Consider the following 17131-nt stretch of genomic DNA (forward strand, 5'->3'; position numbering starts at 1 on the left):
AAGTCCGCAGAGGGGCTGCAAGGGTACCGTCGTTGATCGTGACGGACCCCTTGCAGCCCCTCGTCGATCTTCCAGGCGTACGCGCCGCCGCCGATCATGCGCGCGACGCTCTGGGTGAGGTTCATCGGCACAAGACCAACCGTCGCGGTTGGCCCACCACTGCCGCCGAAGCCGCGGTTCGCGCTGCGCGAGCCTCCGCTTCGCTGGCCGGAGGCACCACCGAATTGCCGGCCGAGGGCATGGCCGGTGACCCGATTCTCGCGGGTGCTCTGCGAGTAGCTCAGGCTCTGGACGGCGACAGCCTTCCGCTCATGGAGTCGACGTGGAAGCGCGCCCCACTGCAGGCTTTGGCCCGGCTGCACCTGTTGGCCGCGGCAGACCTCGTCGAGGACGCGGATCAACTGGGACGGCCGCGGTCGGACCGCGGCGTGGGGGAGCGCTTGGACGCTCTCGCCCAACTCGTCACCGGCGGAACCACTGCACCGGCACCGGTTCTGGCAGCCGTCGTACACGGAGAACTCTTGGCGCTGAGCCCGTTCGGCACAGCTGACGGCATTGTCGCCCGCGCGGCCTCGCGTCTGGTTGCGGTCTCGTCGGGGTTGGATCCGCACAATCTCGGGGTCCCCGAGGTCAGTTGGCTTCGGCGGCCACAGGCGTACACGGACGGCGCGGCGGGATTCGCTTCGGGAAATCCGGCGGGCGTCGGCAGCTGGGTGATCCTGTGCTGCGGTGCGCTCGAAGCCGGTGCGCGAGAAGCGACTTCGATTGCAGACGCAGCTACCGGGTAGTCCGGACAATTTCCCCTGTCGGAACATAACGAACGGGCGGCGCTGCCGATAAATCGACTTCGCCGCCCGTCAGCACGGACTACTCGTTACCAAGCGTGCTCGGTGGGTTGTGTGGGTGGCCTCGGCGAGGGATCGCACTTTCTGAGGTCGTCCCCGCAACCTGTGCGGGGTCCTCGCTCAAATTGAACGAATCTCGCAGGCCCACAACGCTTCTGCCCTTATAGTGGCTTGTGCTCCGCGTGGGTGCCCTAGTGCCCGTGCTAGGAATTTCAGTTGGGGAAACGGTCCTTCTCTTCCGAGCCGTTCCTGGCCTTCCGTTCTTCCGTAACTCCTTTGTACCCTGTGTCCGGGCTCACAGCAAGTACCAATTTTTGTTTGTGGGCCTTGGATTTCAGCGTTTCCGGCGTAGTAGCCCGAAGGTCATGGCACCGGCCACCACAGCTGCGATTCCCACCGCGGCAGTAGTGGCCACCGTCGTCGTGGATTGGGCCGACAATCGCGCACGAAGTGAGACCGGATTCGAGAAAGTCAGTATGGGCCAACCGTTTACGGCTGCTTCCTTGCGCAATGCACGATCGGGGTTGACCGCGGTGGGATGTCCGACCGCCTCGAGCATGGGCAAATCGGTCACCGAGTCGGAGTAGGCGTAACTGGCGGCGAGGTCGTAGCCGTACTCCGCGGCAAGTTTTTCCATCGCCTCGACCTTGCCCGGACCGTAGCAGTAGAAGTCGACCTCGCCGGTGTAGTGGCCGTCTTCTTCCCTCATCGACGTCGCGACGGAATGGGTGGCGCCGAGGGCGCGGGCGATCGGTGCGACGATCTCTTCACCCGAAGCCGACACCACGATGACGTCGTGTCCGCGCAGCTTGTGATCTGCGATCAGATCGGCCGCCTCGGCGAAGACGAGTGGGTCGACGATGTCGTGCAGAGTCTCCGCGACGATGGCCTTCACCTGCTCCACGTCCCAACCCGCACACATCGCCGTCAGGTGCTCGCGCATGCGCTCCATCTGATCGTGATCGGCGCCGGACAGTAGAAACAGGAATTGTGCATAGCTGCTCTTGAGAACCGAGCGTCGATTGATCAGACCCTGGGCGAAGAATGGCTTGCTGAACGCCAGGGTGCTCGACTTCGCGATGATCGTTTTGTCCAAATCGAAGAAAGCGGCTGTCCGCCCGGTATTCAGTCCGTTCGCAGGCTTGTCGGTCACAGGAATGAGGATAGTCCGACAGGCGGTTCGTGTGCTCCTCGGCAAGCCTCCTCTTTCGGCGAAAAACAGCAGTTCAGTGCAGCTCAGGCTTGCGTTTCTCGCCGATGTCGGGTGTAAGATCGTTGCTGTTCGATTCGTTCGAACTAGTTCAGCCCGACCCCCCGGGGCTGAACTCAGACGGCCCCCGCCTCCTCCCCCCATTGGCGGGGGTCGTCCTCTGTCTGCGGCCCGTTTCTCCACAACTTCGTAGTTGTCCACAGGGTCGTTCACCGCACTGTTTCCGGTGCCCGTTCTCGTTCAGGCTCTGCAGTCATGAACACGACGATCAATTCTCGGGAAACCGGCGCTTGCATTCTGGTTCTCGTCGACGACGCGAAGGTCCTCGCGAGCGTGCGACGCGTCGCTGCCGCGGTGGACCGCCGTGTGGACGAGGCCGAGCATCCCGTGTCCCGGCAACAGTGGAACCGCGCTTCGGCGATCGTATTGGACGCGTCGGCCGCGCGAGATGCGCTGGCTCATTCCCCCAAGCGAACGCGAGTGTTCCTCGTATGCGACGGCACACCGACCGTCGACGATTGGAAGAGCGCCACAGCGATCGGAGCCGACAGCGTCCTGTCTCTGCCCGAGGAAGAGAACGCGCTGGTCGCAGTTCTGGCCGACCACGTCGACGTAGGGGGTGACGGCACCGTCGTGAGCGTGGTGGGTGGTTGTGGCGGCGGCGGAGCTTCGGCAACAGCGGCGGCCGTCGCGTTGACGTCGGCGGCGCGTCACGTCCCGACGCTGCTGGTGGACGTCGACGCACTCGGTTCCGGCGCCGACGTCCTGTTGGGTATCGAGACGGCCCCCGGATTGCGCTGGGGTGCACTGACCGTCGAGGGCGGACGGTTGGCGCCGGACGCGCTGCGTGATGCGTTGCCGGCAAAAGGAAAGTTCTTGAGGGTTCTGGCGAGCAGTCGGCGTGAGATCGACGGTCCGACGGTCACCGCAGTTCGCGCCGTGCTGGACGCAGGTCGCAGATCCGGTGGACTCGTGGTCTGCGACCTGCCACGTCACCCCAGCGAAGTCGGCCAAGCCGTCCTGGAGATCTCTGATTTTGTCCTCGTCGTGGTTCCCGCCACCGTGGCCGCGTGTGTCGCTGCCGAGAAGGTCGGGGCCTGGGTGATGCGACACAACTCCAACGTCGGACTCGTCGTGCGTGGGCCGGCGCCGGGAGGGCTACGCGGCGCCGATGTGGCGGACATGCTCGGCCTGCCCCTGACGGCCGTCATGCGTGGCCACCGTTCGCTGGCGCCGATGCTCGAGCGCGGTGGCCTCGAATTGACCCGCGGTTGTCCGTTGAGTCTGGCGGCAACAGCGGTACTCGACGCCGTCGAATCCGGCGCACGCCCGCGCAGGGCTGCAGCATGAGTGCGTTGGTCACGGCCGAACTGCTCGACCGCGTTCGCGAGCGACTGACGGCGTCGTCGGTCGCCGAACCGACGGCAGCCACCGTTGCCGATGCCGTGCGAGCCGAGTCCTCCGGCGTTCTGGCGGACACCGACCTGTTGGAGGTCGTCAGGGTGCTCCAGACGGAACTTACGGGCGCAGGGCCGCTCGAACCCCTGCTGCACGAACCCGGTGTCGCCGACGTACTGGTGACCGCGCCGGATCAGGTCTGGGTTGACCGCGGGGTCGGCCTCGAAAGGTCAGCGGTGCGGTTCACCGACGAGGCAGCTGTGCGTCGACTGGCGCAACGGTTGGCGCTGTCGGCAGGTCGACGCCTGGACGACGCCCAACCATGGGTAGACGGGCGCCTGCGGGGCGTCGGCGACGGGCACTTCGGGGTGCGACTGCACGCCGTGCTGGCACCGGTGGCCCAGGGCGGAACTTGCGTGTCACTGCGAGTGCTGCGCCCGGCGACACAGGGCCTCGACGCGCTGTGCGCTCACGGCGCCGTGGAACCGGATGCGCGGGAGCTCCTCAATCACATCATCTCTTGTCGCTTGGCCTTCCTTGTGATCGGCGGGACCGGCGCGGGAAAGACCACGTTGTTGTCCGCCATGCTCGGTGCCGTCGACCCGCGCGAGCGAATCGTCTGCGTCGAGGACGCGGCCGAACTCGCGCCGCCGCATCCGCACGTCGTCCGCCTCGTGGCCAGAGCTCCCAACGTGGAGGGTGTCGGAGAGGTGACAGTGCGTGACCTGGTTCGGCAGGCTCTGCGGATGCGTCCCGATCGCATCGTCGTCGGTGAGGTTCGCGGCGCAGAGGTGACGGATCTGCTCACGGCGATGAACACCGGCCACGACGGCGGGGCCGGCACCGTCCACGCCAATTCGCCGGAAGAGGTGCCGGCCAGGCTCGAGGCGTTGGCTGCGCTCGGCGGTATGGATCGCCACGCGTTGCACAGTCAACTTGCCGCGGCGGTTCAAGTGATCCTGCACGTGCACAGGTTGGCCGACGGATCGAGGCGACTCGAACAGATCGGTGTCATCGACCGCGGTGCGGACGGATACGTGCGAATCACGCAGGCGTGGCCGGACGTTGGTTCGGGTCGTGAGCGGCTCGAGCGGATGTTCCGGCTTCGCAATCGGGAGGTCGGGACGTGACAGTTTCCCTCTTGACGTTCGCGTTGGCGGTCTGGATTGCGCCGGTGCGGGATTCACGAGCTCGGCTCGTGAGGTACACCCCGAGTATCCACAAGCCCTCCCGGCAGATTCCATGGGAGTTCGTCGCCGCATTTCTCGCGATCTCGGCCGCGTGGGTTCTCGGAGGTCTTCCGGTCGGGTGCGCGGCGGTCGTCCTCGCCGGGACCCTGATCTTTCGTGGCCGACGCGCGAAGGCGGCCGAAAACCGGGACCTCTCACAGAAGATGCTGCTCGCCGGTTTGGAGGTGCTGATCGCCGAGCTGAGCGTCGGAGCGCATCCTGCGGCGGCCAGTTCTGTTGCAGGCGAGGAATGTACCGGAGAAGTGAGTGCGGTATTCCGGTCCGCTGGGGCGAGGGCGCGTCTCGGCGGTTCTGCCGCAGCGGCCTTCGTGGTACCGGATTCCGGCATCGAGCGTGAGTTCTCCCGCATCGGATCCGTCTGGCGGGTCGCAGACCAACACGGGCTGGCTCTGGCGGAACTACTCGGCGCCGTCCGGACGGACATGCTGGGACGTAGACGCTTTCGTCAACGCACCGAAGCCGGGTTGGCAGGCGCGCGGGCGACCGCTGCGGTGTTGGCCTTTCTCCCGCTGTTGGGGATCGGTCTCGGCCAGTTGATGGGTGCGTCGCCGTTGCGCGTGCTGTTCGGAGGCGGGCTCGGTGGCGTGCTCCTCGTGATCGGAACCGCTTGTGTCTCAGCTGGTTTGCTCTGGACCGATCGGATAACGGCGAAGGTGACGTCGTGAACTGGGTGTCGGCGGCGATGATCGCATTGGCGCTCGTGGTCGTTCCCACTCGTCGCGGTGCTTCAGTCAGGGTGGCAGGGATATTCCTCGCGAGCACGACGACGGAATCCGTGGCTTCGGTAGCGGACAAGCCGGATCCACTGGCGGTAGCAGCAAGTCTCGATCTTCTCGGAGCTTGTCTGCGCGCTGGGCTTCCCGTCTCCGCCGCGATCACAGCGATGGCGTCGACGGCACCGAAACCGATGGCCGACTCGCTTCGTCGCGTCGCCGACCTTCTGGCGCTCGGTGCCGATCCGGACGCCGCGTGGAGCGAAGCCGCTCTCGATCCCGATACCGAGGCGCTCGCCAGAATGGCTCGGCGTTCCGCCCGTTCGGGTTCGTCGCTGTCCTCGTCCATGGCCGAACTCGCCGAGCGCAGTCGAGGTGACGCCGAGGATCTTGCTGCCGCCGCAGCCGAACGCGCGGGAGTGTTGATCAGCGGTCCACTCGGGCTGTGTTTCCTGCCGGCGTTCATCGCCTTGGGCATCGTCCCGGTGGTGATCGGGCTTGCCACGACTGTGCTCGGTAACGGCCTGCTGTGAGCCGGATCCGTGTGAAAGCTCCTGCGGCAGAAGTGCTGCCACAGGTTTCGATTGAAGGGGGAGAAATGATTTCGAAGACGTTGAGGTCGGTGTCGGCCAGATTTGCCCTGTTGGTTGCCGAGGACGACGGCATGTCCACCGCGGAGTATGCGATCGGCACCATCGCGGCCGCGGCGTTCGGAGCCGTCCTGTACACCGTGGTCACCGGTGACTCCATCGTCTCGGCGCTGACGGGCATCATCGACAAGGCGCTCAAGACGGCTGTGTGATGTTGTCCACGAGAGGTATTCGGCAAGCCGACGACGGCGCCGTGACGGTCGAGGCCGCGATTGCCCTGGCGTCGATCGTCACCGTGGTCGTGCTGTGTATCGGCGGAGTCCTGGCGGTGTCGATGCAGGTTCGGTGTGTTGACGCCGCTCGTGAGGCTGCACGTCTGGTGGCACGTGGTGATCGTGAGTCTGCGGTCACCACGGCCCGCCGGATCGCACCCGACGGTGCATCTGTCTCGGTGGAGATCGTGGACGGCTTTGCGATGGCCGTCGTCAGCGCCGAAAGTGCGCTGCTGCCGTTGGTCGACATCTCTTCCGAGGCGGTGGCAGCAGTGGAACCGGGGGTGGAGGAGGGGTGAACCTACGTGACGACGAAGGTGTTGCCACGGTTCTGGCATGCTGCATTCTCGCGGCGATCGTGCTGGTGACCGGCGGGATATTGCATGTCGGGTCCGCGGTGGTGGCCAGGCACACGGCGCAGTCGGCGGCTGATCTTTCGGCCCTCGGCGGTGCGGGCGCCTTGGACGGCGGTGACGAGGCGGCGTGTGAAATGTCCGCGGTGATCGCGGAGCGGATGCGCACGGTGCTCGAGGAGTGCGATGTCCAGGGGTGGGATATAGTCGTCGAGATACGCGCACCGGTGTTGTTGTCGGGCTTCGGGATCGGGGATGCGCAGGCTTACGCTCGTGCGGGTCCGGTCAGCTGATCGTGTCCCAGCCGTTCGTGTCTCAGCTGATCGTGTCGATGACGGCGGTCAGAACCTTCACCGCGCCGTCCTTGTCGAGCGGATCGTTTCCGTTGCCGCACTTGGGTGAATAGACACAGGACGGGCAGCCGTGAGCGCATTCGCAGGACAGGATGGCATCCCGCGTCGCGGTGAGCCATCGTGACAGTTCGCTGTGCCCCCGGTCGGCGAACCCGGCGCCGCCGGCATGACCGTCGTAGACGAAGACCGTCGGGAGTCCGGTGTCCGCGTGCATCGCAGTCGATACTCCGCCGATGTCTCCGCGGTCGCAGATCGCCACCAGCGGCAGAAGTCCGATCGCTGCATGTTCGGCGGCATGCAGTGATCCGGGGAACCGTTCGGGCGGCACCCCGATGGATTCAAGGAGTTCCGGCGTGACCGTGTACATCACTGCCCTGGTGGGCAAAGTGTGTGCGGGCATGTCGAGTTCGATCGAGTCGAGGACTTCACCCGAAGTCAACCGTCGTAGGTACCCGACGACTTGATGTGTCACCTCGACCTGGACGAGAGCGACGGCGATGTCGCCGTAGTTCTTGTGCTCGAGTTGTTCGGTGATCGTGATTTCGGTGGTTTCGCGAGCCGAGGTGGTCCAGTCAGGATTCTCGGTGTGAACCAGTGCGAGTCCGACATCGAGGTCCAGTTCGTCGACGACGTAGGTCTCGCCTTGATGGATGTGGACGGCGCCGGGATGAACTGTGGCCGGAGCGCGGCCCGCGTCGACAGTGCCGAGCATCCGGCCGGATTCACCGTCGACAATGGCCACCTGCGTTCCGATGCCGCCGCGAATGTCCAGAGAGCCGTGGGGGTTCGAATCAGCGGTGACGAACCACCCGTGCTTTCGGCGCCGGATCTTGCCTTCCTCCGACAGTCTGGTCAGAACTTCGAGAGCCCCGAATGCGTCCACCTCGGCGTCGGAAAGTGGGAGTTCCATTGCAGCGCAGAGAAGTTGTGGTCCTAGAACGTACGGATTTCCGGGATCTGTCACCGTCGCCTCGACAGGTTTGTCCAGTACCGCCGACGGATGATGAACGAGGTAGGTGTCGAGTGGATCGTCGCGGGCGATCAACACGACGAGTGAACCCTCACCGCGTCGCCCGGAGCGACCGGCCTGCTGCCAGAACGACGCGACGGTGCCCGGGAAGCCTGCCACGACAACGGCGTCTAGGCCGGCGATGTCGACGCCGAGCTCCAGTGCGTTGGTGGTGGCTGCGCCCAGCAGTGTGCCGTCGGCGAGTGCAGCTTCAAGTTCGCGTCGGTCCTCGGCCAGATATCCGGCGCGATACGACGCGACTCGCTCGGCGAGGTCCGGGTCCACCTCGGCGAGTAGACGTTTGGTGGCCATCGCGGTCAGCTCGGCGCCGCGGCGGGAGCGTACGAAGGTGAGAGTGCGGGCGCCTTCGATCATGAGGTCGGCCATGATCCGCGCAGCTTCCGCACCCGCGGGACGTCGTACCGGGCTACCGTTTTCGCCGGTCAATGCTTCGAGCAGCGGCGGTTCCCACAGTGCGACGGTACGTGGGCCGTGCGGCGATCCGTCTTCCGTGACCTCGGTGCAGTGGGCGCCGATCAGTCGCGAGGCTGCTGCGCCGGGATCTGCGGTGGTTGCGCTGGCCAGGATGAAGGTGGGTTCGGCGCCGTAACGGGCCGCAATCCTTCGCAGTCGCCGGATCACGAGCGCGACGTTCGATCCGAAGACTCCCCTGTAAGAGTGGCATTCGTCGATGATCACGTATTTCAGGTTGCGGAAGAAGTGCGCCCATCGCTGATGGGTCCGGAGCAGTGAAATGTGGATCATGTCGGGGTTGGTGAAGAGCCAGCGCGAGTTCTCCCGTGCCCAGGTGCGGAGTTCTTGCGAGGTGTCGCCGTCGTATGCACTGGCGTTCGTGCTGCGAAGTTCGACGTCGAAGTCGGTGAGGGACAGCACTGCTCGCAGTTGATCCGAGCCCAGCGCTTTGGTGGGGGAGAGGTAGAGGGCTGTTGCGAGCGGGTCGGTTGCCATGGCCGTCAGCACCGGGAGTTGGTATGCCAGAGACTTACCCGACGCGGTACCGGTGGCCACGACCACGTGTTTGCCGTCGTATGCGAGGCCGGCAGCCTCGCTCTGGTGGATCCACGGGGACCGGACGCTGTGTTCGGCGAGCGCGCGTACGACGCTGGGGTGCACCCACTCCGACCATTCGGTGAACTCGGCTACGCGAGCCGGTAACTGCGCGGTGAACATCAGTGGTTTTTCGCTTCCACTGACCCCGGCGACGACGCGATCGAGCAGCATCTGCCCGTAGGTCTCGCCAGGCTTCCCTCCCGGGGCGGGGATCGGGGAAGGTGCGTTCACGTGACTCTCCGGGCTCGGCGTTGGGGTGTGGCGGCAATCGGAAACTGTCGCTACCTGCAGTTTTGATGATACGCAACCGTCAACGGTCTTGGTGAAACCGGGTGGTCGGCGCGCACGCGGGAAACCACGGTCGCGGGCTGTTTTTCTCGTAGCGAACTTTTAACGTTTTTAGTTCCGTTTTCGACTGTTGTGCACGCGGAGAACATGGTTGACTGACAATCGGTCGCAGCTTCTGTGTTCGTAGGCTTGAGAAAGTGCACGCTCGCAGGATCGTTGTTGCGGGCGCGGTGCTCTGCCTTTCCTGAGGGGGAAATAAAGACGTACAGCGGTCGGAACCGGCCCGGTGGACTGTAAGGGCTGTTCACCGAATCCGGTGTTAGAAAGAGAAGGAAAAGCATGGCACAGGGCACTGTGAAGTGGTTCAACGCTGAAAAGGGCTTCGGCTTCATCGCTCCCGAAGACGGTTCCGCAGACGTCTTCGTTCACTACTCCGAAATTCAGGGCAACGGCTTCCGTACCCTCGAGGAGAACCAGCGTGTGGAGTTCGAGGTCGGCCAGGGCACCAAGGGTCCCCAGGCAACCGGCGTTCGCGCGGTCTGATTTTTCCGCTCACTTGCTGAGCGAATAGTTCGGACAGTATTTGTCCCCCATCGCATCTGTGCGGTGGGGGACAAATCTTTTCGGTGCAAGCAAGAGTCTTCTCCATCCGGAGTGAATACACGCAGCTGTTCGACCACGGCCGGTCGTCTATGCCGTCACTACCTTCGTGGCTTACGTTTCACTCTGTGAGCCAACTGTCCTTTTTCTCTGCCGAGTCGATTCCACCTGCCGTGACGGACCTTGCCGGAATGCTGGCCGGACCGGGTCAGGTCGTGACCTCGGAGGATCGAGCCCGGATCTCGATCGTCGTGGATCGGGACTGGAGAGCGCAGGCCGTGGCCGAGTTGATCGCGCAGTGTGGACTCGGGGCCGAGGTGACGCGCAGTGACGAGGGCAGTCCACTCGTGCGTACTCAGTCGACGCCCGCACTGCTTCCGCTGTCCGTGCAGTGGACCAAGGGAGCAGTAAAAGCGGTGCCGGTCGGGTGGGTTCCTAATTCTCGCCAACTCCGAGTCTGGGCCGTCGCCGCCGGCCGTCTCGAAGAAGGCGGTGAACGATTCGTGTTCGGCCTCGACCCCCATGCCAAGGAAACTCATGCTCCGCTCGCCCAGGCTTTGATGCGAGTAGGTATCGCGCCGACTCAACTGGGTAACCGGACACCGGGTCCCGGACTCCGCGTGTCGGGAAAGAAGAGACTGACAAAGCTCGTCGAATACCTCGGTGAGGCGCCGAAACACGTCGACACTTCGGTCGCCTGGCCGCACGTCTGACGGTACCGATGCCGCATGTCCGACGGTGTCGATCCCGCGTGTCCGACGGAGCCCATACTGTACTGATCTGCACGAATGTCTTGCGGGTATGTCACTCTGTAAAGAGAGACACGGGGTATAACTTGCTCCACACGTCTAGTTCTGAAGAACTGCCGACGGCAGTGAACGTCCAAAGGAAGGCTCGGGCAGCAGGTGGCTAAAGCGGACAACGGCAGCGGTCAGGGAGCGTCCGGTAACCCTCGTCGCCTCGTGATCGTCGAGTCACCGACCAAGGCGCGCAAAATCGCTCCCTACCTCGGTAAGGACTACGTCGTAGAGGCATCGGTCGGTCACATTCGCGACCTGCCGCGCGGCGCAGCAGACGTTCCGGCCAAGTACAAGGGCGAGTCCTGGGCCCGCCTCGGCGTCAACGTCGATCACGACTTCGAGCCGCTCTATGTCGTGAGCCCGGAAAAGAAGGGCAAGGTCGCCGAACTCAAGTCTCTGTTGAAGGACGCCGACGAGCTCTTCCTCGCAACTGACCCCGACCGCGAGGGCGAGGCAATCGCCTGGCATCTCCTCGAGACTCTCAAGCCCAAGATTCCGGTTCGTCGAATGGTCTTCCACGAGATCACCGAGCCGGCAATCCGTGCTGCCGCCGAAGACACCCGCGAACTCGACACCGACCTCGTCGATGCTCAGGAAACCCGCCGCATCCTCGACCGTCTCTACGGTTACGAGGTCAGCCCGGTTCTCTGGAAGAAGGTCATGCCGAAGCTCTCGGCCGGCCGCGTCCAGTCGGTGGCCACTCGCGTCATCGTCCAGCGCGAACGCGAGCGCATGGCGTTCAAGTCGGCGTCGTACTGGGACATTTCCGCGACGCTCGACGCCGGTGCAGAGGCCAGTCCGCGCAGTTTCGGCGCACGCCTCGTATCCGTCGACGGTTCGCGTGTCGCTTCCGGCCGCGATTTCGGAGCTGACGGAAAGCTCAAGGGCAGCGCGGTCACCGTGCTCGACGAGGCCTACGCGCGTCGTCTCGCAGAAGCGTTGCAGGGCGTCGACCTCACGGTGTCGTCCGCCGAGGACAAGCCGTACACCCGTAAGCCGTACCCGCCGTTCATGACGTCGACGCTCCAGCAGGAAGCCGGACGCAAGCTTCGCTTCACGTCCGAGCGCGCCATGCGTATCGCGCAGCGTCTGTACGAAAACGGCTACATCACTTACATGCGTACCGACTCGACGACGCTCTCGGAGTCGGCGATCGCTGCCGCTCGAGCGCAGGCCACCGAGTTGTACGGTCCTGAATACGTTCATCCGACCCCGCGTCAGTACACCCGCAAGGTCAAGAACGCGCAGGAAGCTCACGAGGCGATCCGCCCCGCTGGTGACGTGTTCCAGACCCCGGGTCAGTTGCACTCCAAGCTCGACTCCGACGAGTTCAAGCTGTACGAACTCATCTGGCAGCGCACCGTCGCCTCGCAGATGGCCGACGCCCGCGGTACGACGCTCACGCTTCGCATCTCCGGCACGGCAGGCACCGGCGAGGACTGCACGTTCTCCGCTTCAGGTCGCACCATCGTGTTCGCCGGCTTCCTCAAGGCTTACGTCGAAAGTGTCGACGAAGAGGCCGGCGGTCAGTCCGACGACGCCGAATCCAGGCTTCCGGTACTGGTCAAGGGTCAGGAAGTCACGGCGACCAAGCTCGATCCCGACGGGCACAGCACCAACCCGCCCGCCCGCTACACAGAAGCCAGCCTGATCAAGACGCTCGAAGAACTCGGCATCGGCCGTCCTTCGACGTACTCGTCGATCATCAAGACCATTCTCGATCGCGGATACGTCTACAAGCGTGGCAGCGCCCTGGTGCCGTCCTGGGTGGCGTTTGCCGTCATCGGACTGCTCGAGGTGCACTTCGGCCGACTGGTCGACTTCGACTTCACGGCAGGAATGGAAGACGATCTCGACGCGATCGCCGGCGGCCGTGAGCAGCGCGGCAACTGGCTGAGCAGCTTCTACTTCGGCGGCGAGACAGGCGCAGAAGGTTCGGTCGCCCGCGAGGGCGGGCTGAAGAAGATGGTCGGCGTCAACCTCGAGGAGATCGACGCCCGCGAGGTCAACTCCATCCGTCTCTTCGACGACGCCGAGGGCCGCGAGGTTCACGTGCGTGTCGGCCGGTTCGGCCCGTACCTCGAGCGCATGGTTCAGAATCCGGACGATCCCGAAGGCGATCTGATCTCGCAGCGGGCCAATCTTCCCGATGACCTGCCGCCGGACGAGCTCACCCCCGAGTACGCCGAAAAGCTGTTCTCGACACCTCAAGAGGGTCGCAAGCTGGGCGTCGACCCACTGACGGGCCACGAGATCGTCGCGAAGGAAGGCCGCTTCGGTCCCTACGTGACCGAGATCCTGCCCGAACCGCCGGCCGAGCCGGAACCGGACATCGTTCCCGTCTCCGCTCCCGAGCCGGAAGAAATCAGTTCGGGTAGTACCAAGACTGCGGTGAAGAAGGCCGCGGCCAAGAAGGCGCCGGCGAAGAAGGCTGCCAAGAAGGTCGCGGGCCCCAAGCCGCGGACGGGGTCGCTGCTCAAGTCCATGGACTTGGCGACGATCACCTTGGAAGATGCGCTTCGTCTGCTGTCGCTTCCGCGCGTCGTGGGTGTCGACCCCGAATCGAAGGAAGAGATCACTGCGCAGAACGGTCGTTACGGTCCGTACCTGAAGAAGGGCACGGACTCGCGCTCGCTCGCCAACGAAGAGCAGATGTTCACCGTCACGCTCGACGAGGCGCTCAAGATCTACGCCGAGCCGAAGCGTCGCGGGCGTCAGGCGTCGGCAACGCCTCCGCTCCGTGAGTTGGGTGTCGATCCGGTCAGCGAGATGCCGATGGTGATCAAGGACGGCCGTTTCGGTCCGTACGTCACCGACGGCGAGACCAACGCCAGCCTTCGCAAGGACGACGACGTCGAATCCATTTCCGATGCTCGTGCGTCGGAGTTGCTGGCTGATCGTCGTGCGCGTGGCCCGGTCAAGAAGAAGGCAGCTGCCAAGAAGGCTCCGGCGAAGAAAGCCGCTGCCAAGAAGACTGCCGCCAAGAAGGCCCCGGCAAAGAAGGCAGCTGCCAAGAAGGCTCCGGCGAAGAAGGACTCGTAGGGCTTCGTCGGTGCCGACGGTTAGGGTTTTTGCATGAGTACTGAAGTGGCCGAACGAGGTGTGTTCGGTCGGCTGGTGGGTCAGCACGACGTCGAGAAAAGTCTGCGTGATGCTGCACTGTCGGCTCGCGGCGATTCCAGCGGCTCGGAGATGACTCACGCGTGGCTGTTCACCGGGCCACCTGGCTCAGGTCGTTCGGTTGCTGCTCTCTGTTTCGCCGCAGCCCTGCAATGCACCTCCGAGGGTGCACCAGGGTGCGGTGAGTGCCATGCGTGTACGACGACGATGGGTGGAACCCACGGTGACGTACGACGGATCATCCCCGACGGCCTGAGCATCAGCGTCAAAGGCATGCGCGAGATAGTCAACATCGCTTCGCGTCGGCCGACGACGGGGCGGTGGCAGGTCATCGTGGTCGAGGATGCCGATCGTTTGACCGAAGGCGCGGCCAACGCACTCCTGAAGGTTGTCGAGGAGCCACCGGACCGCACGGTCATCCTGCTCTGTGCGCCGACGACCGATCCGGAAGACATGTCTGTCACCTTGCGCTCGCGGTGCCGGCACATGCCGTTGGTGACGCCGTCCGTCGAATCGATCGCTCAGGTGCTGATCGACCGCGACGGCCTGGATCCGGAACGGGCGAGAATCGCCGCATCGATCAGCGGCGGACATGTCGGTCGGGCTCGGCGTCTTGCTACCGACGAGAGTGCGCGGGACGAGCGTCAGCGTTCGTTGCGGCTAGCTGCCGACGCGATCGGTGCGTCGACGGCCTACAAGGCCGCCGAGAACTTGGTGAAGTCGATCGAGGCCGACACCAAGGCGTTCTACGCCGAACTCAAGGAACAGGAACTCGAAGAGCTCAAGGTCTCGTTGGGCGGCGGTGGTACCGGCAAGGGAACGGCCGGGACTCTGCGCGGATCGGCTGGTCTGATCAAAGACCTCGAAGCGCGTCAGAAATCGCGTGACACGCGGGCCCGCCGCGATCTCCTCGACCGGACCCTGATCGACTTGGCCGGCATGTACCGGGATGCACTTTCCTATTCACTGGGGTCGACGTCGACGGCGACCCATCCCGACATGGCTCGTCAGGCCGCCGAGTTGGCTGCCCGAACGTCCCCGGAGGGGTTGCTCAAGTGCATCGAAGCCGTGCTCGAATGCCGTGAGGCTGTCGACTTCAACGTCAAGTTGCAGTGGGCGCTCGACGCGATGGTTGCCTCCATCGGAGCCGCTTTCAGACCCCCGTTTTCGCGATCCGGGGGTTGACCAGATAGACTCGCCACCGCCGAAAGGCACGCTGCCTTAGCTCAGTCGGTAGAGCATTTCACTCGTAATGAAAAGGTCGAGAGTTCGATTCTCTCAGGCAGCTCGGCCAAGAGCCCCACACCCGGAATCCGGATGTGGGGCTCTTGTCGTTTGTCCCCAATTCTTACGTATGTGCGGTTTATCCTGATTCTGGCGAACACGTGCCTGAGCAGGGGAGACTTCGATGTCGGATCAGAACTGGGGATCGGGCCAACCACCGCAGAATCCGCCGCCGTACGGGCAGATGCCGCCCATGCCGCCGCAGGGTTATCGGTCACCGACGCCCGCCTATCCGTACGCAACGTGGATCTCTCGTGTTCTCGCGTCAATTCTCGACGGCTTTGTCGTTCCGCTTCCGGGCGTCATCCTCGCGATCATCGGGGCGGTGATTGCGTTCTCCGGATCCGAAGTGACCACATACGACGACGGCAGCGTGAGCGCTGAAGGCGGTAATCCGGTCGGCGTGATCGTCATGGTCGTCGGCATACTGGCCATCTTCTTGATCGAGGTGTGGAATCTCGTCTTCAGGCAAGGAAACACCGGACAGACGCTCGGCAAGAAGTGGCTGGGGATTTCTGTGATTCGGGAGTCCGACGGTGTACCTCTCGGACCGGTGGTGGCGCTGCTTCGTTGGATCTTGATGGCGATCCTGGGTGGCGCCTGCTTCCTCAACTATCTCTGGCCGCTCTGGGACTCGAAGCACCAGTGCTGGCACGACATGGTGGTTCGATCGGTAGTCGTTCGCGCGAGCTAGTCGGTGCCGGGGTCTCTTACAGTGGGTGCCATGGAGTTGGAAGCGGTGGCAAGTCGACGACGCGCGCTGGCCGCACCCGTCGGTGTCGCTGCCGTGGCCGTGACGGCCGCCGCGGTTCTCCATTTCCGCGATCCCCACAGCGCGGGTAGTTACGGCGTTTGTCCGATGTACGCGTTGACGGGATTGTGGTGCCCGGCGTGTGGTGGCCTTCGTGCGGTCAACGACCTGACTAATCTGGATCTTGGTGCCGCAGTGTCCAGCAATATCTTGATCGTGCCGTTTGTCGCGGTATTGGTGATCGCGTGGATCGGTTGGACGGTGCGCCGCTGGAAAGGCACGCGGGATCGCATGATCGTGCTTCGGCCGACCGTGACGATCGTGGTGCTCGGAGTTCTCGTTGCATTTACGGTTGTTCGAAACACCCCATGGGGGAGCTGGCTCGCGCCGGCGTGACGGTAAGAGGTCGACATGGCAATGCAGGTTTTTTCGCTCATCGTTCTGCTCGGCGCGCTGATCATTCTGATTCCGACGGCACGACGTGTCTTCGGCAAGAAGGACGACGAGTAGGCCTCGACAACTGGGCCGGCGGGGAACATGCTGGCGGTATGGCTGATTCGTTGAAAGCTCGCGTCAAGGAGAAGCTGCTGCGGCAACTCGCCGAGGACGGTCGGCACCCGATTCAGGAAGCTGAGGGTGACGATCCCCGGTTGGTTTCGATCAACGACGACCTCGAAGCCTTGGAACAGGCCGAAGAAGGCGATCCGATCGTCGAAGAACTGGCCGAGAGGTACTGGGTTCCGTGAAGTTTACCGACCGCAGCGCTCTGACCTGGCGATTTGGTGTTGTGTTGATCTTCGCGTAACTTTGTCCAGGTCAGAGCGACACGGACACCGACTCCCACCTGCGAGGGTGAGTGACACGAGGTTGTACGAAGTGCCTGGCGAACACAATCCAGTTTTTCTTCACGAGGTTCCGGTTTGCGTCGGTGACCTGGTTGGGGTAGGCTGGAAAAGTTGCCCCGGAGCGGCGGCCATCGGGTCGTGGTGATGGTGTGTGCGTGTTCTTTGAGAACTCAACAGTGTGTCGATGAATGTCAGTGCCAAATATTTTTTTGGTACTTCGCATGTCGGATGATGTTCCGGGCCTTCGGGTTTCGGTTCTGATGTTCGGGGTGTGAGTATTTTTCGTCGGTGATTGTTCATTCTTCCGTCTGAATGGTTGCCGACACATTTTTTGCTAGTTGAGTTTTTTTGCTAGTGATTTGACTCTTTTTGTCTATGA

At 63.7% G+C, this 17131-nt stretch carries 17 protein-coding genes and 1 tRNA gene; 16 read left to right on the plus strand and 2 right to left on the minus strand.

The window, feature by feature from the left end; genetic code table 11:
- The first annotated feature begins 38 nt into the window (after positions 1-38).
- Complete coding sequence (locus ACFWEM_RS22345; protein ID WP_378537110.1) at positions 39-788, plus strand: oxidoreductase; 750 nt, start codon at positions 39-41, stop codon at positions 786-788.
- 391 nt (positions 789-1179) lie between these two features.
- Here ACFWEM_RS22345 and ACFWEM_RS22350 read toward each other — a convergent pair whose 3' ends face one another.
- Positions 1180-1998: an HAD-IB family hydrolase gene (locus ACFWEM_RS22350; protein ID WP_214887644.1), complete on the minus strand. Its 819-nt coding sequence runs from the start codon at positions 1996-1998 to the stop codon at positions 1180-1182.
- Between the two features lie 312 nt (positions 1999-2310).
- Here ACFWEM_RS22350 and ssd point away from each other — a divergent pair, with 312 nt between their 5' ends.
- The 7 genes from ssd (at position 2311) to ACFWEM_RS22385 (ending at position 6924) form a co-directional block, all read left to right on the plus strand.
- The gene (ssd, locus tag ACFWEM_RS22355; RefSeq protein ID WP_378537113.1) at positions 2311-3405 is read left to right on the plus strand and encodes a septum site-determining protein Ssd; all 1095 of its coding nucleotides are present in this window, start codon (positions 2311-2313) and stop codon (positions 3403-3405) included.
- Positions 3402-4583 (plus strand): TadA family conjugal transfer-associated ATPase, encoded by a 1182-nt coding sequence (locus ACFWEM_RS22360; RefSeq protein WP_378537116.1) that lies wholly within the window; start codon positions 3402-3404, stop codon positions 4581-4583. The genes ssd and ACFWEM_RS22360 overlap by 4 nt, the downstream gene beginning before the upstream one ends.
- Positions 4580-5368, plus strand: coding sequence for a type II secretion system F family protein (locus ACFWEM_RS22365; protein ID WP_378537119.1), 789 nt, complete (start codon positions 4580-4582; stop codon positions 5366-5368). The genes ACFWEM_RS22360 and ACFWEM_RS22365 overlap by 4 nt, the downstream gene beginning before the upstream one ends.
- The gene (locus ACFWEM_RS22370; RefSeq protein ID WP_378537122.1) at positions 5365-5949 is read left to right on the plus strand and encodes a type II secretion system F family protein; all 585 of its coding nucleotides are present in this window, start codon (positions 5365-5367) and stop codon (positions 5947-5949) included. Before ACFWEM_RS22365 ends, ACFWEM_RS22370 begins: the two co-directional genes overlap by 4 nt.
- Positions 5950-6014: 65 nt before the next feature.
- Positions 6015-6218 (plus strand): DUF4244 domain-containing protein, encoded by a 204-nt coding sequence (locus ACFWEM_RS22375; protein WP_230816494.1) that lies wholly within the window; start codon positions 6015-6017, stop codon positions 6216-6218.
- Entirely contained in the window at positions 6218-6577 is a 360-nt protein-coding gene (locus ACFWEM_RS22380; protein WP_378537125.1) for a TadE family type IV pilus minor pilin, read from the plus strand. The genes ACFWEM_RS22375 and ACFWEM_RS22380 overlap by 1 nt, the downstream gene beginning before the upstream one ends.
- Positions 6574-6924 (plus strand): Rv3654c family TadE-like protein, encoded by a 351-nt coding sequence (locus ACFWEM_RS22385; protein ID WP_378537128.1) that lies wholly within the window; start codon positions 6574-6576, stop codon positions 6922-6924. The genes ACFWEM_RS22380 and ACFWEM_RS22385 overlap by 4 nt, the downstream gene beginning before the upstream one ends.
- A gap of 22 nt (positions 6925-6946) precedes the next feature.
- On the opposite strand, the gene ACFWEM_RS22390 is transcribed toward ACFWEM_RS22385, so the two are convergent.
- Complete coding sequence (locus ACFWEM_RS22390) at positions 6947-9235, minus strand: DEAD/DEAH box helicase (protein WP_378537183.1); 2289 nt, start codon at positions 9233-9235, stop codon at positions 6947-6949.
- Between the two features lie 456 nt (positions 9236-9691).
- Between ACFWEM_RS22390 and ACFWEM_RS22395 the strand changes: the two genes are divergently transcribed.
- The 8 genes from ACFWEM_RS22395 to ACFWEM_RS22430 all read left to right on the plus strand — a co-directional run bounded on the left by ACFWEM_RS22395 (position 9692) and on the right by ACFWEM_RS22430 (position 16653).
- Positions 9692-9895 carry a cold-shock protein gene (locus ACFWEM_RS22395; protein WP_003946117.1) on the plus strand — a complete coding sequence of 68 codons (204 nt, stop codon included), beginning with the start codon at positions 9692-9694 and terminating at the stop codon, positions 9893-9895.
- 185 nt (positions 9896-10080) lie between these two features.
- Positions 10081-10665, plus strand: a complete 585-nt coding sequence (locus tag ACFWEM_RS22400) for a hypothetical protein (RefSeq protein WP_317553427.1) — start codon at positions 10081-10083, stop codon at positions 10663-10665.
- Between the two features lie 192 nt (positions 10666-10857).
- Positions 10858-13794 (plus strand): type I DNA topoisomerase, encoded by a 2937-nt coding sequence (topA, locus tag ACFWEM_RS22405; protein ID WP_378537131.1) that lies wholly within the window; start codon positions 10858-10860, stop codon positions 13792-13794.
- Positions 13795-13827: 33 nt separating this feature from the next.
- Positions 13828-15057, plus strand: coding sequence for a DNA polymerase III subunit delta' (locus ACFWEM_RS22410; RefSeq protein WP_378537134.1), 1230 nt, complete (start codon positions 13828-13830; stop codon positions 15055-15057).
- Between the two features lie 30 nt (positions 15058-15087).
- Positions 15088-15160: transfer RNA gene (locus ACFWEM_RS22415), tRNA-Thr, on the plus strand.
- Positions 15161-15280: 120 nt separating this feature from the next.
- Positions 15281-15850: an RDD family protein gene (locus tag ACFWEM_RS22420; RefSeq protein ID WP_378537137.1), complete on the plus strand. Its 570-nt coding sequence runs from the start codon at positions 15281-15283 to the stop codon at positions 15848-15850.
- 30 nt (positions 15851-15880) lie between these two features.
- Complete coding sequence (locus ACFWEM_RS22425) at positions 15881-16303, plus strand: DUF2752 domain-containing protein (RefSeq protein WP_378537140.1); 423 nt, start codon at positions 15881-15883, stop codon at positions 16301-16303.
- 152 nt (positions 16304-16455) lie between these two features.
- Positions 16456-16653, plus strand: coding sequence for a hypothetical protein (locus ACFWEM_RS22430; protein WP_003946112.1), 198 nt, complete (start codon positions 16456-16458; stop codon positions 16651-16653).
- The last annotated feature ends 478 nt before the right edge of the window (positions 16654-17131 follow it).

Origin of the sequence: Rhodococcus sp. NPDC060176, assembly GCF_042728675.1 — a bacterium.
Lineage (GTDB): Bacteria > Actinomycetota > Actinomycetes > Mycobacteriales > Mycobacteriaceae > Rhodococcus_F.